This is a genomic window from Pseudomonas juntendi (genome assembly GCF_009932375.1).
GTDB lineage: Bacteria > Pseudomonadota > Gammaproteobacteria > Pseudomonadales > Pseudomonadaceae > Aquipseudomonas > Aquipseudomonas juntendi.
Genome location: NZ_BLJG01000049.1, coordinates 15686 through 31077 on the forward strand (window position 1 = coordinate 15686; position 15392 = coordinate 31077).

Genomic DNA, 15392 nt, shown 5'->3' on the forward strand with positions numbered 1-15392 from the left:
CCTGGGCGCAGCGGGCACATGCAAGAGCGGTCGCCCGAAGGCGACCGCTGGTGGGAGGGGCGACAGTCGGCTAGTCCTTGCTGACGGCGTCCTTCACATCGCCCACCACTTGTTGGGCTTCACCCTTTTTCTCCTGCACCTTGCCCTTTACCTCCAGCTCGGTATTGCCAGTCGCTTTACCGACGGCTTGCTTGACCTTGCCAACCACTTCGTTGGCCATGCCTTTGACTTTGTCAGACGTGCTGCTCATGGTTTTTCTCCTTCAACGACATCCGTACATGTGGGTTGGGGTTACACCAGTGAAACGGGCAGACCTGGGCGGGTGATCACACATTCACGACCCGGGTCTTGCGTGACGACAGGGCGAAGCGGCCTGCCACAACGCTCAAGGCAGCGCCAAGCAGCAGGGTTACCAGCGTGCCCCAGGCGGCTTTGGACACGTTGCTGGCCGCCACCTGGGCAGCTTCACGCGCCTGTTGCTCTGCCTGGTCTTTGAGCACTTGCACCTGCTCGGCGGCTTGCTGGTAGGCACGGGCATAGTTATCCACGATCTGCTGGGCCTCCTGCTGGCTCTTGCCTGTGCGCGCCGCCACGATGTTGACCAGGGCCTGCTTGTCTGCCGCGCTCAGCGCAGGCTCACCGGCCTTGCGTACCCGGTCGAACCATTGCTTGAGCTGGTCAACGGCCTGGGTCGGGTCCTCGGCGGCAATACGGCCCGCCGACTCACCCTGCGCCTGCGCCTGATCGGCCTGCTGCTCCAGGTTCGACGGGTTCAGTTCCGCCTTGCCGGACTGTTGCAGAGTCTTGTTCAGCTCCGCTTCCAGGCTGTCCCAGTCGAGCGAGATGCCCTGCTTACCCAGGCGCTCTTTGATGCCTTGGCCGACTGCCGGTGCGGCGGCAGCCACACCATCCGCGGCAAGCGACAGGCCTTTACCGGCAATATTGCCGGCAGTGCCGACCACGCCCCCGGCCAGCGAAGCCAGCAGCCAGGTCGCCAGCAATGTGGTCACCGTCCAGCTCAACAGGCCATGCAGGCCACCGCGGCCCGGCGCCGTGCGGCCGGCAACCCAGGCACCGGCGGCGACCGAAACCAGGGTGCTGACGAACAACCACACCCCCGCACCGGTGCCAAAACCACGCAGCGGGTTGCCATCGGCCATCGCGTCAACGGCCCCGGCCCCGATGGCGGTGCCCAGCACACTGAGTACCAGGTAGGTAGCCAAGGCAATGGCCCCCCCGGCGAAAACTGCACTCCACGACACCCGCAGCGGGCTCACGGCATTTGCCGGGGTGCTTACATAGGCTTCAGTCATCTATGCATCCTCGTCAATGGGAACTGGCTGCACCGGCCACGGGTGCCTGATGCAACGTCATGGCCAGTTTGCGGGTCCCATGCAAGGGTGTATTGATGCATCTGCCCCACCCGCACTAGTGCATTGGCACCAATCTGCCGGTGCCTGCTGCGTTTATGCTCAACGCCAGTCACCACACCAGCCACTACCGACCGGGGGACGCCCATGAGCGACGCCGTGCTTGCCCGTGAAACCAACCGCCGCCAGCTGCAGCAGATAATTGCCGGGCTTTCGGATGGCGTGATGCTGCTGGAAGTGGACCAGACCATCATCTGGGCCAACGAAGCCGCCCTGCGCATGCACGGGGTCGACAGCCTGGAACAGCTGGGCGGGGACGCCGAGGGTTATCGCCAGCGCTTTGCCCTGCGCTACCGCAACAACCATCCACTGGAAGCCGACCAGTACCCCATTGCCCGCGTGGCGGCGGGGCAGGTGTTCAGCGATGTCGTGGTCGAGGTTTCGCCGGTTGGCGATGAGGAGGCGCGCAGCCGGGTACACCGGGTGCGCAGCATGGTGCTGGAAGACAGCAAGGGCGAGGCCGAATCGTTGGTGCTGATACTGGCCGACGCTACCGAGTGGGCCAGCGCAGAGCAGCGCTTTGAAAAAACCTTCAACGCCAACCCTGCCCCCGCCGTTATCTGCCGCCTCAGCGACTTGCGCTTCATCAAGGTGAACCAGGGCTTTCTGGAAATGACCGGGCATGTGCGGGAAAACGTCATTGGCCGCTCGGTGTATGAAGTGGACGTGCTGGAAAACGCCGAGCGCAAGGAGTTGGCGATCGAGCGCCTGATAGAAGGCGCGACCATCCCGCAGATGCAGGCCGAGCTGCGCTTGCCGGAAGGCGGCACCAAGCTGGTGATCGTGGCCGGGCAGCCGCTGGACATGCACGAAGAGGATTGCATGCTGTTTTCGTTCACCGACCTGGAGCCCCGGCGCAAGGCGGAGAACGCCCTGCGCCAGAGTGAAGAGCGCTTTGCCAAGGCGTTTCGCCTGAGCCCGGTGCCGACCTTGCTGTGCAGCGCCGACAAGCAGCAACTGATCGATGCCAACGAAGCGTTCCTCGACAGCCTGGGCTACACCGCCCAGGAGCTGATCGGGAAAACCGTGGCCGAAATCGACTTCTTTGCCGACCGCGGGGTGGCCGCGCAGGTGTTCGATGCGCTGGAAAAGAGCGGGCGTATCGAGGCGCTGGATGTGAAGCTGCGCAAGAAAGGTGACGACCCGCTCGACTGCATGCTGCAAGCCGACACCGTGAGCCTGCTGGACACCCCGTGCTACCTGCTGGTGCTGATGGACATCACCGAGCGCAAGCGCTCGGAGCTGGAACTGGTCGAGGCGATCGAGACCGTCATGCAGGATGCATCGTGGTTCAGCCAGACCTTGATCGAGAAGCTGGCCAATGCCAAACGTATCAACACCGGCCGGTTGCCCGATGCCTCGTTCACCGACCTTACCCGCCGCGAGCGGGATGTGCTGGCGCTTATCTGCGAAGGGCTGGCCGACAAGGAGATTGCGGCGCGCCTGAACCTGGCGCTGAACACGGTGCGCAACCACGTGGCAACGGTTTATTCCAAGCTCGATGTGCACAGCCGCAGTGAAGCGATCGTGTGGGCGCGGGAACGGCGTTTGTTCAGTACCTGATGGGTTGTTCGCGGCTGGGCTTGGCGCCGCGGCTGCCAGGGCCCACCCTTGACAGTATCCGGGTTGACCGCAAATACTCTGGGCAGATTCATATAGATGACCAAATAACAAGGTGAATCGTTTCATGATCGCACTCCCCGCCCTGACGCCTTTGCATGCCGCACAATTGCTTGTCCTGCGTGCACCTTCCGTTTGCCACTGACGCGCCTGCCCAACAGAGACTCCTTGCATGACTCCCTTAGATATTCAGCTGTTGCTGACCGCCCTGGTCAGTGTTCTGGTGCTGGTGGCGCTGATCGTGTCGCGCCTGAAGATGCACCCGCTTCTGGCCCTGCTGGTGGTGTCCATTGGCGTGGGCTTCGCGACCCATATGCAACCCGGCAGTATCGTTTCGCACCTGCTCACCGGTGCGGGCAAGACACTGGGTGCGGTCGGGGTGGTGATTGCCCTTGGCGCCATGCTGGGCAAGATCCTGGCGGATGCTGGCGTTACCGAAGAGGTCGCCGATGTGATCCTCAAACGCACCCCCGACCGGCTGATCCCCTGGGCGATGATGCTGGTGGCCTTCGTCATCGGCATCCCGATGTTCTTCGAGGTGGGCCTGGTGATCATGCTGCCGTTGATTTTCAGCGTGGCACGCAAGCTGGAGGGCAAGGCGCGCTTCAAGGGCTCTGCCTATGTGTACGTGGGGGTGCCGGTGATTTCCGCCTTGGCGGCCATGCATGGCATGGTCCCTCCGCACCCTGGCCCACTGACCGCCATTGCCGTGCTCAAGACCTCGGTCGGGCCGACCATGCTTTACGGCTTCCTTGCCGCGATCCCTGCCATGATCCTGGGCGGCCCGTTGTACGGCATGTTCATTTCCCGGCGCATGAGCACCCGCCCCGATCAGGCACTGCTGGACCAGTTCACCCTGGCTGAGCAGGCCGACGGCCAACCCCGCCCCGGTGTATTGATCGGCATGCTGGCCGCGCTGCTGCCGGCGATCCTGATGCTGGTGCATGCCGTTGCCGAAATGCTGCTGCCCAAGGGCAATGCGCTGCTGGAATTGGCCAGCTTCCTTGGCAACCCACTGATCGCCATGCTGCTGGGCGTGCTGTTCGCAGGCTTCAGCCTGGTACTGGCGCGCGGTGGCAACGCCGAGCAGTTGCGCGATGCGCTGGGCAAAAGCCTGAAGCCGATTGCCTCGATCATCATGATCATTGCCGGCGGTGGCGCTTTCCAGGAGATGCTGACCAGCGCCAAGGTTGGCGATGCCATCGTGCACCTGACCCAGCAATCGGCTTTCCCGCCGTTGATTCTGGGGTGGCTGATCGCCATGCTGCTGTCGGTGTCTACCGGCTCGGCCACCGTTGGCATCGTCGGCGCTGCCGGCCTGCTGGCCCCCTTGGCAGGTGCCGACCCCAGCCTGAACCTGCCCTTGCTGGCCCTGTCCATCGGCTGTGGCTCGCTGTTCTTCAACTACGCCAACCATGCCGGTTTCTGGATGGTGAAAGAGTCGTTTGGCATGACCATGGGGGAAGCGACCAAGACCATCTCGGTGGTGCAGTCGATCGTGGCGGTGGTGGGGTTGATCGTGGTGTTGGCGCTGAATGCGGCGGTTGCGGTGGGCTGAGCCGGGTGAGCGGGTGAGCCAGTTTTCCTGGCTCACATGCCCTGGCGTCAGTAGCCACGCTCCCTCAGCTTTTCTGCCAAGGGCGGGTAGTAGATCTGGCCAATCTCATCCGCAGCCCACCACGCCCAGTGCAACAGGCAGAGCGTAATGCCCCCCAGCACCAGATAGCCCTCCCAGCCAATCAGCTCGGTGACCTGATGCATCAAGCCAGGCAACTGGTAATGCGCCCCGACATTGGCGTTGGCAATGGCCATCACTACCAGCCCGAATACCAGGACACCGGCCTGATAGCGCTGCTGACGCCACACCTCCCGTTGCTGGCTCTTGCTGCGCCAGTAGTTGAACAGGAACTCATTGCCTTCACGAAGACTGTGCTCTTTCAAGGCGCTATAGGTCACGTGATTGTGCAGCAGGGAGTAATCGCGCCGGCTCTGTAGCCAGTGCCAAGGGATGTAGGAACCAAGCATGACCGCGACCTGCGCAAGCACTGGAACGCACACCGACACGGCCAGGCAAAACACCACGACACTCACAAAGATCCGCCCGATATTCCCCCAGACCGTAGCCATGTCCCCCGAGAAATCCAGCAGAGTGGTCCCCAGGGCTGTCATGAAAGCCATATCCATGAACAGGCACACGTAGGTGAGTTTCAGGGCCCAACGCACCTCCCAGGCTTTCTCGAATACTGCCCCCGGCAGCCCGGCGATAGGGTTGGTTGTTTTCAGGCTGTCTCTGTTCTGATCCATGCAAAATCCTCGGCAGTTGGCATTGGCCAGTGAATGGTTACTGCAAAGTGCTGGCAGCGCGCCTTGCCTGATTACCATGCCCGAGAGCGGCGCAAGCGTTCCACTCAACTTGGGCCATTTGCTATTCCCTTGCGTCGCCACCTCACCCTGTAGGAGCGACCTTGCGTCGCGATGGGCCGCAAAGCGGCCCCACTGCCAGCCTCGGACTCGCCGTTCATTACCCGCTATGGCGTCAGTCTGGTGCTTTTCGAGCTGGCCTGCACGGGCTGGGCTGGACCTGTGTAAGGCCTGCCAGGGATGTTTGAAAACCTACCCCTGCCCGGTTTAGGCGCAAGTCAGATCTCAAAGGCTCACGCGAACATGGGCGATGCCCATGCCCGCCAACGAGCCAGGGCCCCCGCTAGTCAGCCGGCGTACGCCCGGCTTGCTCAATCACCTTGCCACACTGCTCACTGGCCAAGCGACTGATGATCCGGATCGCCTGGTGGATGCCGGCAGTATTGCGAAAGCTCAGGCGTGGGTTGTGTTCGCACTCCAGCATTTCATCATGCTGGACCAAGGCCTCGCCTAACAGTTCGAGCGTCCAGGCGTAGCTTTGGAGGGTAGACAGGCGTTCATGATCAGGCATGGCGCACCTCCAGAGAGCCAGAGATGAAGCCTGGCCTGGCGGCAGCTAGATTATTGAGGCCCGTCGATAAACGACGGCGGGGAACGGATACGCGGATCTGCGACGGATTTACGGTGGTCATGCATGAGTTCCTTTCGTGATGGAACTGCCACCGCTCGCGGCCAAGCAAGTTAAGGTGGCAGCAGTACGCGGGTTGGCCGACCGGGACGAAAGGAGCCCGGCACACCCGAAGGTGTCCCGCGCACCACCGCCATAACGCGCCATCGCAAGCACAAAAAAGCGCCTGCGATGATGATTGGGCGCTGATGCGCCTTCCGATTCCGACCGGCCAAGGTCGCATCGCCGATGCTTCGGCGACGGGGGGGACTTTATTCCCGGGTGATGGTTTTCGCAAGTTTCTACAGGTACGAAATGGGCACGCGCGTCGTAGGAGAGCGCCCTGCTATAGGCAACACGCAGAGCAAGCGACCATCCCTCAGCCGTGATCACTGGCCGGGTTAGCTGCATACCGCACCCACCCCGCAACCTCGGCGCCACCACTCACCCGATCCTTGGGATGAGCACGCCCTTCACTGACCGCCACCTCTGCAAAATCGAACGGGCTCATCCCGTCGATACACGCAACGTTCACCCCATACTGGTCCGGCGAGGAACGCCGCTGGTGGAAGGTGTAGATGCCGCATTTCGAGCAGAAGTAGTGCTTGGCTTCCCGGGTGTGGAACTGATAGAGCGTCAGCGCCTCTTCACCTTGGGTGACCGTGATATCGCCCAGATTGACCGACACCGCCACCGCCCCGCGCATACGGCACAGCGAGCAGTTGCACCTGCGTGCGGTGCGCAGACCATCGGTCAACCGCAGTGAGAAACGCACGGTGCCGCAATGGCACGCTGCTTGGTAGACAGGGCGGTTATCGTTGTTTTTATCCGTCATGGCGTTTCTCCCGTTTGAAAGGCAAACCTGGCGATTCAGGGAACAAGCCAGATGTATTGGAAATACCTAGTCATTGAAGCGTACTACGAATTTAATTTGTCGCCCTGCCCCACCAAGCAGGCGGTATGGATCGAAAATCCTGTGCCACGACAGCAAGCGCACTGCAGGTGTTCATGCCTTCCTTGACCAGACTCGACGCTGTGGAGACGTCCGGATCAACGATGTGCACGCTACGGCACTCTCTCGCCGGGGCGGCCGAGGTCGTGAAACCGACCACGACGCCCTCCAGCAAGCCATGACTCTGCTAATCGGTCGAGGCGCGCCCGGCTTGCTCCATTACCTTGCCACACTGCTCGCTGGCCAACCGGCTGATGATCCGGATCGCCTGGTGGATGCCGGCCGTATTGCGAAAGCTCAGGCGCGGGTTGTGTTCGCATTCCAGCATTTCGTCGTGCTGGACCAAGGCTTCGCCTAGCAGTTCGAGGGTCCAGGCGTAGCTTTGGAGGGTGGAGAGGCGTTCTTGGTCAGACATGGCGCACCTCTGAACGGGTTGAGACACAGCCGGCATTGCTATCAGCGAGGTCACGCATAGCAGCAAATGAATGACGGAGGGGAACGGATGCGAGGATCCAGATCAGGCTTGAGATAAACATGCATGAAGCTCCAAGTTTTGATTGGAGCTACCACGATCCTTCCTACGGGATTGGGTGGCAGCTGTGTGCGGGGTAGGAATACCGGGAAACTTGGAAACCCGGCCAGGCCGAAGCCTGCCCGCACACAGCCGCCATGACACAGCACGGCAAGCACAAAAAAGCGCCAGCTGTGGTGCAGCGGCGCCGAGTGCGTACGCCAAGTTTACCAACGGGTTCCTACGCCCGGTCACGGCTTTTTCGTGACCAGGAAATTTAGCCTCACATTCACAAGACAATCAGGTACTGCCCGGTTCATGGCTACAACAGTGCGACCAAGCTGATCTTTAGTCAGGTCAGAACGATTTTTCAGCACATTTCGCGTCCATTCATCATGAATTTGCACGGACCAGCGCGCTCGATAAGCGCCGGTCAAGGCCAGGTGCATCAGCAAATCACGCAGAGGGGCTGGGTACAACACACAGGCGTCATAGATAACAGTGAACGGTGAATGCCTCATTAATACCCCATATTGAGCACTTGGGCTTGTGCAGCCAGTTCTTCCATGGCGGCTTGGCTCACTCTGTCACGTTCGGCCTTGAACGCCATGACATCGGTGAACTTGATACGACGGTGGCTGCCGGTTTTTGTGTGTGGTATCTGACCCTCGTCCAGTAGCTTGACAAGATGCGGACGCGACACGTTGAGCATGTCGGCGGCTTCTTGAGTAGTCAGTTCTGCGTGAACCGGCACTACTTTCACGGTGTTACCTAGAGCCAGTTCGTTAAGAATGTCCCCGAGCAGTCTAAGAGCGAACGTCGGTAGCTCAACGACTTGGCGTTGCTGGGCTTCATCAATCAGCTCAATACGCTGAATATCCAGTTTCGTCGAAACGAAAGCAGCGATCTGGCGGCTTGATTCAGTAGCCGCGGCGATCGCTTTCTCATCTGGAAGGATGCTTCGAGCGAGATCGGCGGTAGTCATGATGTGTCTCCAAAAGCGACTTGAAATTCCTGGCGTCCCATACGGCAGGTTTAGATCTTATAATCGAAATAAACGAAACGCAACAAACGAAACAAGGCTCGGCGCCGGCTCAAGCATGATCATGAGCTAGTGGCTGGTACCCACAGCTTCCTCAGGCCTGTGGTTCCGCTGAGGGTGAAGGGCCAGAGTGCGACCCGAAGCGGTCCAATCAACGGACAGGGCCGGTCATCAGCGACCCCACTAGGTCAAGGCTTTACTCGATGACCACCGTCGGGAAGAGACGACTGTTGAGCATTGGCGCCGAGATCCCGCGCGCACATGTTCATGCCTTTCTTGATCAGGCTCGACGCTCTGGAAACGTCCAGATCAACAATGTGCACGCTACGGCACTCTCTCGCCGAGGCGCCCGAGGTCGTGAAAATGACCACTACGCCCTCCAGCAAGCCATGACTCCGCTAATCGGTCGAGGCGCGCCCGGCTTGCTCCATTACCTTGCCACACTGCTCGCTGGCCAACCGGCTGATGATCCGGATCGCCTGGTGGATGCCGGCCGTATTGCGAAAGCTCAGGCGCGGGTTGTGTTCGCATTCCAGCATTTCGTCGTGCTGGACCAAGGCTTCACCTAGCAGTTCGAGGGTCCAGGCGTAGCTTTGGAGGGTGGAGAGGCGTTCTTGGTCAGACATGGCGCACCCCCTGGTGGAGGAAGCTAAGGCCTGCTGCATTGACAGTGATGTCGCTGAAAGCCTTCGAGAAACGACGGTGGGGAACGAATGCGGGGATTCTGAATAGATTTGAAGTGTGCATGCATGCCTTCCTTTTCGATTGAAGCACCGCCCTCACCGTCGCCAAACGGTTAGGGTGGCAGCTGTACGCAGGTTGGCGAACCGAGGAAAAGGAACTCGGCAGACCCGAAGGTCTCCCACGCACAGCCGCCATTACACGAAACTGCCGACGCAAAAAAAGCGCCTGCAATCGTGGTTGGGGGCGCCGATGCGCCTTTTCGTTCGGGTCGCCAAACCCGGCCGCGGAATTGGCCGCGACTGGGGGAAGGTAGCGCTGCGGGGGCTTAAAAGCAAGGCTGTTTGCTGTGGGAGAAATCGCGGAAATGTGTGGGTAGATAGTCGGTCGAGGGGCGAGGCAGGGTTATGAGTGTGAAGTTGGTCTGTTGCGGGGTATCGCCCTCCAGCCTCAGGCGACGCAGGAACTCAAGCTCGCTCAGCACGTAGACCAGTGGCGAGTCAAAGGATGGGTTCAACAGCTGGAGATCGTGGTGAGAGAACTGAAGCATCTCGGAATTATCTCTAGGAGGCGAATGCATTATCTCAAATTTTTTTGCTCTTATGCCCGTAAACACTGGGCTAAGGGCATATCAAAGAAAAGAATTATCTCAAATCCTCTGCAAGATTAAGTCAAAAAAGGCGGGGCGATAAGTCGATTGGGCGAGGGCTTGGACGAACAGTGCAAGGTAGGAAAGCGGCCGGCGAATCGTCAGACCCAACCTCAGGCAACCGGCACGATGCGTGAGTACATCGCTCGCTAACCGAAACTAGGATGTACTATCGAATGTACATAAATGCCGCAGAATGTGGCGTTTTAACGCCCATGGAGTCGGCGCAAAAACCGCCTAGGCGGCGGTTTCATTGGGTTCCACGTATGGTGGTGAACCATCGCGGATTAAAAACTGGTGCGGAGACAGACGGACGGTTGTTGGACGTGAGGGCCCGGTTTTCGCGGGGCTGGAATTTGGTGGATTTTTTGGTGTACCTCTATAAAAAAATCAGCTAGTTATGGCTTTCCGTGGAATCGAATCGGGAATTTTTGGCCTCCAGTGAGAGCTACGACCACCCGCTTCAAACGCCAGGTGGGATCAGCAGAAAACGCCCAATAGCCGAAACTCAGCCTTACTGTTTGCCTCGATGCCGGTTTTTCGCGCAATTAACGGATAGCGGCTGCTCCACACATCGCTCCAGGGCTACCAATTGATTGCTGACATCGAATGGGCATAATGATGGCCAACCGCCTCTATCCCTCTGGCCCCTGCGCTGCGACGAAAGGACTCGAATGAATCATTCAGAATTGTCCCTCAAACCGATACATGAACTGCTCACAGATGAGCACGGCAAGCCGACTCAGTTTTGGATTCCTGCCTACCAGCGCGGCTACCGCTGGAAGCCCCTGCAGGTTACCCAGTTGCTGGAAGACATCCGCGAATTCAGCCAGCGCCGTAACCCTCAGCCAGAAGAGTTCTACTGCCTACAACCGCTGGTGATTAAGGCTACCGAGCAAGGCCCGCTCGAAGTGGTCGATGGGCAGCAGCGGCTGACCACTTTGCTGCTGATATTGCGACATTTCAATGAGCGGCTGGCAGAAAAATATCGGCAGAAGTTGTTCACCCTCGACTACGAAACTCGTCCACGGTTGCTATCCTTTCTTGATCAACCCAGCGAGGTTATTGCCGAAAGCAATGTGGACTACTTCTATCTGTTCAATGCCATCAACACCATCGAAGAATGGTTCGAAAATCGATCTCACGAAGTGGATGAGATCAAGTCAACATTGCTCAACAAAACACGAGTTATCTGGTTCGAGCTGGCTGCTCAAGACAACGCAGTGGATGCCTTCACCCGCCTTAATGTGGGAAAGATAGCACTGACCGATGACGAACTGATCCGCGCTCTGTTCCTCAAGCGTGGTGATGCCAGCGAAGTAGACACCTCCAGCCGGCAATTGCAGATCGCACACGAGTGGGATCAACTGGAGAAAGCCCTGCAGGCGGACGAGTTCTGGTATTTTCTCAGCAACCAGCAGGGGCGACCACAAAACCGAATCGGCCTGTTGTTTGAATTGGTAGCCAAGGCCGACGGCCTAACTACTAGGATGGACCAAGATGAACACAGCATCTTCCATGCCTACAGTAGAAAATTAAAAGTTACGGGCGCCACGTGGAAGGAATGGCTGCGAATCAAGCAGACTTTCATGATGCTGGAAGAGTGGTTTGAAGACCGCACCCTTTATCACATCGTCGGTTTCCTGATCCATCAAGGCATGGATATCGCGGAAATCTGCAGTTTGTCACTGCAGACAACCAAGAGTGCATTCGAACGCAAACTTCGCAAAGCGGTGTTTGTCCGAACTATAAACGACGAAGACTTCAACGCTCTAAAGCCCGAAGCGCTACAAATGAGTATCAGCGAACGTCTCGCTGAACTGGAGTACGGCCGCCACTCGGCGGAGATTCGCTCGCTGCTGTTGCTTTTCAACATCGCCACCTTGCTAGATAGCCCTCGCTCCAACCTGCGCTTCCAGTTCGACAGTTTCAAGAACGGTGAATGGGACATTGAACACGTACGCTCGATTGCTTCCAGTCGCCCCATGCGCCTGCATGACCAGTTGAACTGGTTGAATCTTTGTCTGGGTTACCTGGAAGCCAAGACACTCGAAGAACAAGGCGCACAACATAGGCAGCTTTTGAACAGCATTCGTGCCTTCATCGAGCAACCAAAGAAAGCTCAGTCGGACCAATCCTTCGAGGTGCTGTACAACAAACTTTTGGCATTTTTCCAAGAAAAGGATGAAATGCCTACCGACCATGGTATCTGCAACCTGACCTTATTGGATAAAGGTACCAACCGTAGCTACAAGAATGCCGTGTTCGCGGTCAAGCGCAAGGCGCTACTGACCCTTGATCAGTCTGGGATCTTCGTACCGCTCTGCACACGCAATGTCTTCCTCAAATGCTATAGCCCGCAGGCCGACAACGTGATGTTCTGGAGCAAGGACGACCGCGAAGCCTACAAAACCGAAATCACACGAGCCCTTGTGGGCTTTTTCAGCGCAGCCCAAGAGATCACCCAATGAGCAAGTCTGGCAGCCAGATCACTTTGAAACAGCTGCTGGGCCGCCACCAGCGCATCCAAATCCCGATGATTCAGCGCGACTACGCCCAAGGCCGTCCAGCCGCCGAAGACGTACGCGAAGAATTCCTCGGCACCCTACTACAAGCATTCACATCAGCACAAAATAGCGACGCCCTGCCACTTAACCTAGACTTCATATATGGTAGCGTCGATACTCAAGAGGCCCCCCGTTTTCTGCCACTTGATGGCCAGCAGCGCCTAACCACTTTGTTTTTACTGCATTGGTACTTGGCTTGGCGCGACGGTAGCCAAACTGAGTTTCAGCGGGTGTTCTGCGAAGGTGAAGACTCTCGTTTTTCCTACAGCGTACGTCCAAGCAGCACCGAGTTCTTTAATGCATTAGTAAACTTTTGGCCCGCGCGCGATGCCGCCGTCGGGTCATCGTTGTCCAAGCTAATTACCGACCAAGCGTGGTATTTCCGTTACTGGCGCCTAGATCCGACAATTCAGTCCTGCCTGACCATGCTGGAAGCTATTCACCGAATTTTCGCAGACGTCACAGGCGCCTACGCACGATTGATGGACGACAATCAACCGGTAATCACCTTCCAGTTGCTCGACCTCAATCATTTCGGGCTGTCTGACGACTTGTATATCAAGATGAACGCCCGGGGCAAACCACTCACCACGTTCGAGACATTCAAGGCCCGCTACGAGCACGACCTAAAGAACCAATTCGCTGGTGAGACGCGTGATATCAGCGGCCAGACGTTCAGCGTCGCAGACTTTTTCGCCCGCCGCATGGACACCAACTGGGCCGACTTCTTCTGGGCCTATCGCGACAAGGAAACCAACCTTTACGACGATGCGATCATGAACTTCTTCCATGCCGTGGCATTCATTTGCCGCGACCCGGAATCTCCCGGGTACCTGGAGGATATAAGCATCTTTAGAACCAAGTCGTTGAAATCCGCCTATACGCTGTACCACAAAGGCGGATGGTTGGAGCGGGACTTTTCCGTTACCCTGATGTTGCTGCTGGAAACTTGGAGCGCTAAAGACAACCAGTTTACACCGCTGCTACCAGATAATCCGTACTTCAATGAAGCAGCCATATTCCAGCGCCTAGTCAGCGACCCTGCAGCGCTTGCCTATTCCGACCTAGTACAGGTATTTGCTTACGTAACCTACGTGCGCACGGAGGGCGGACAGATCGAGCGACAAACATTACTTGAATGGATGCGGGTGATCTACAATCTGTCGATCAACTCTAGTTACGAACGCCCCGCTGACATGCTGCGTAGCCTACTGGCTGTCCAGAGCCTATTGCCGCATGCCAACGATATCCTCAGCTACTTCGCCGGTAACGAAAAGCCGACTGCGGGTTTCTACGTACAGCAGATTACCGAAGAGCAGTTCAAGGCCGAATTGTTGCTGGCACACAGTGGTTGGCGTGAACTGATCGAACGTGCGGAAAAACATGGCTACTTCAAAGGCCAGATAGAATTCCTGTTGGAGTTCAGTGGCGCCCTTGCCAAGCGGCGTAAGGCACTGCTTGTGGAATGGGTGCCCAGCGATCATGTTACGTTGCAACAGTGCTTTGCAGAATACTTGGACAAAGCGGAAACGATGTTCGGTGCGCGCGGCCTAAACAGCCTGGCAGACTTCCGATGGGAACGCGCACTGCTATCGTTGGGCGACTATTTTTTGCTCAGCGGCTCCAACTATTCTTTCCTAGTCAACTCGGCGTCGGAGCAAGCTAGTTGGAAACGGTTGTTGCGCGGCGGTGCCGGACATAATACGCAAGAAGCGCGTACTCTTTTGCACAGGCTGTTGGAGCAGATTGATATCGACGCTCCGCTTGAAGACCAACTAGATAGGCTAATTTCCAGTGCCGAAGGATTGGAACCTTGGCGCCAAATTATGATTGATACGCCGGCGGTGTTCCGCTACTGCGGTGAGCATGCGCTGCGTTGGGATGGCGATCGCATCTACCTACTCAAGAAGAGTCGCATGAGTGGGATGCATGCCGAGTTGTTCAGCTATCACCTGCATCTCCAGCTTCAAGCGGAAAAACTGCAGAAAAAAATCTTGCCACTGCGACAAGATGAATACCAAGCAGCAAGCGGCTCGGAGTACGAACCGTGCTTATTTTTGGCGCTTACGTTCCAGGGTATCAGTCTGTATCCCTTGATATATTCAATCTCTGATAATTTCAGGATTCAATTTTCCTTAAAAGACTTGAAGCCCGTGCCTGACCTGAAAGAAATTTTAGTCGCCGCGCTAAAGTTTGACACTCAAGAGGAGCACATCACACTAGACGTCTCGCGAGAGCATATATTTATCACGCTCAAAAAAATATCCAATTCGATCAAGGCCTTAAAGGTGCAGGCGACTGACACTTTATGAAATTACGCTCATGCTTAGTTAAAATTTATTAAATTCAATCGTTATATGACATCCCACCTGACATCGGTTGGATAGCATGGGCAGTTTGTTGTTCCCTTCAAGGCATTGGAAGCTTGAGGAACGTTTGGCAAATATGGAATTCGGAAGGTCACGTGATCTGGAGTAACCACTCCACAAACCCCTTTAGAAAAGGCGGCCCTTGAAGGGTCGCCTTGGAACATTAGTGAGGCTTTTTCCACCGCGATTCTTTAGCTTCCAGATATGAGATTCTTGAGTTCAAAACCCAGTCAAATCAACGGCCCTACGGTGGGGCCTATCGAATGCCTTTACGTCAGTGAGTGCCACTTTTTTAAAACTGCTGCGTTAACTCAATATCGGTATCTGCATCGTGAAATCTAGATCCCGTGTATACCCGCGATCTTAATCTCATTGCGCAATGCTAATCGGATGGTGCAGGCGCCCCTGCCATCGTCAAAAAACCGGCAGCAAGATTTACCCATTTAGTGTATAGACGCTCGCTCACAATTATGGCAGATTGCCATCTTCAAGAAGCTGATTTCTACCATTCTCTGTCTTAGTCAGTAGTATGCAAAGGAATGC

Annotated in this window: 13 protein-coding genes and 2 pseudogenes; 4 read left to right on the forward strand and 11 right to left on the reverse strand. The window is 57.1% G+C overall.

Features of this window, described 5'->3' with window-relative positions:
* Window positions 1-70 precede the first annotated feature (70 nt).
* Window positions 71-250 carry a CsbD family protein gene (locus GYA94_RS07645; RefSeq protein WP_029884902.1) on the reverse strand — a complete coding sequence of 60 codons (180 nt, stop codon included), beginning with the start codon at window positions 248-250 and terminating at the stop codon, window positions 71-73.
* Between the two features lie 76 nt (window positions 251-326).
* Window positions 327-1313 (reverse strand): hypothetical protein, encoded by a 987-nt coding sequence (locus GYA94_RS07650; protein WP_009686079.1) that lies wholly within the window; start codon window positions 1311-1313, stop codon window positions 327-329.
* Window positions 1314-1517: 204 nt separating this feature from the next.
* Between GYA94_RS07650 and GYA94_RS07655 the strand changes: the two genes are divergently transcribed.
* The gene (locus GYA94_RS07655) at window positions 1518-2993 is read left to right on the forward strand and encodes a PAS domain S-box protein (protein WP_009686078.1); all 1476 of its coding nucleotides are present in this window, start codon (window positions 1518-1520) and stop codon (window positions 2991-2993) included.
* A gap of 229 nt (window positions 2994-3222) precedes the next feature.
* The gene (locus tag GYA94_RS07660) at window positions 3223-4608 is read left to right on the forward strand and encodes a GntP family permease (RefSeq protein ID WP_161892045.1); all 1386 of its coding nucleotides are present in this window, start codon (window positions 3223-3225) and stop codon (window positions 4606-4608) included.
* 47 nt (window positions 4609-4655) lie between these two features.
* Here GYA94_RS07660 and GYA94_RS07665 read toward each other — a convergent pair whose 3' ends face one another.
* From GYA94_RS07665 to GYA94_RS07695, 9 genes and pseudogenes are all read right to left on the reverse strand, one after another.
* Window positions 4656-5354 carry a hypothetical protein gene (locus GYA94_RS07665; protein ID WP_009686076.1) on the reverse strand — a complete coding sequence of 233 codons (699 nt, stop codon included), beginning with the start codon at window positions 5352-5354 and terminating at the stop codon, window positions 4656-4658.
* Window positions 5355-5754: 400 nt separating this feature from the next.
* Entirely contained in the window at window positions 5755-5982 is a 228-nt protein-coding gene (locus GYA94_RS07670) for a hypothetical protein (protein ID WP_161892046.1), read from the reverse strand.
* A complete protein-coding gene (locus GYA94_RS28115; protein WP_255326904.1) occupies window positions 5975-6103 on the reverse strand; it encodes a hypothetical protein in 129 nt (42 codons plus the stop codon). The genes GYA94_RS07670 and GYA94_RS28115 overlap by 8 nt, the downstream gene beginning before the upstream one ends.
* 354 nt (window positions 6104-6457) lie before the next feature.
* Window positions 6458-6913 carry a GFA family protein gene (locus GYA94_RS07675; protein ID WP_161892047.1) on the reverse strand — a complete coding sequence of 152 codons (456 nt, stop codon included), beginning with the start codon at window positions 6911-6913 and terminating at the stop codon, window positions 6458-6460.
* 304 nt (window positions 6914-7217) lie between these two features.
* The gene (locus GYA94_RS07680; protein ID WP_054903892.1) at window positions 7218-7445 is read right to left on the reverse strand and encodes a hypothetical protein; all 228 of its coding nucleotides are present in this window, start codon (window positions 7443-7445) and stop codon (window positions 7218-7220) included.
* 386 nt (window positions 7446-7831) lie between these two features.
* Window positions 7832-8062 (reverse strand): annotated as a pseudogene (locus GYA94_RS28120) (PIN domain-containing protein); the annotation flags it as partial.
* Entirely contained in the window at window positions 8062-8526 is a 465-nt protein-coding gene (locus tag GYA94_RS07685) for a helix-turn-helix domain-containing protein (RefSeq protein ID WP_125854783.1), read from the reverse strand. The gene GYA94_RS07685 and the pseudogene GYA94_RS28120, both read right to left, overlap by 1 nt.
* A 455-nt stretch (window positions 8527-8981) precedes the next feature.
* Window positions 8982-9209 (reverse strand): hypothetical protein, encoded by a 228-nt coding sequence (locus tag GYA94_RS07690; RefSeq protein WP_054903892.1) that lies wholly within the window; start codon window positions 9207-9209, stop codon window positions 8982-8984.
* 455 nt (window positions 9210-9664) lie between these two features.
* Window positions 9665-9814, reverse strand: a pseudogene (locus tag GYA94_RS07695) (Fic family protein); the annotation flags it as partial.
* A gap of 773 nt (window positions 9815-10587) precedes the next feature.
* On the opposite strand from GYA94_RS07695, the gene GYA94_RS07700 reads away from it, so the two are divergent.
* A complete protein-coding gene (locus GYA94_RS07700; protein WP_161892048.1) occupies window positions 10588-12384 on the forward strand; it encodes a DUF262 domain-containing protein in 1797 nt (598 codons plus the stop codon).
* Window positions 12381-14792 (forward strand): DUF262 domain-containing protein, encoded by a 2412-nt coding sequence (locus tag GYA94_RS07705; protein ID WP_161892049.1) that lies wholly within the window; start codon window positions 12381-12383, stop codon window positions 14790-14792. The genes GYA94_RS07700 and GYA94_RS07705 overlap by 4 nt, the downstream gene beginning before the upstream one ends.
* The last annotated feature ends 600 nt before the right edge of the window (window positions 14793-15392 follow it).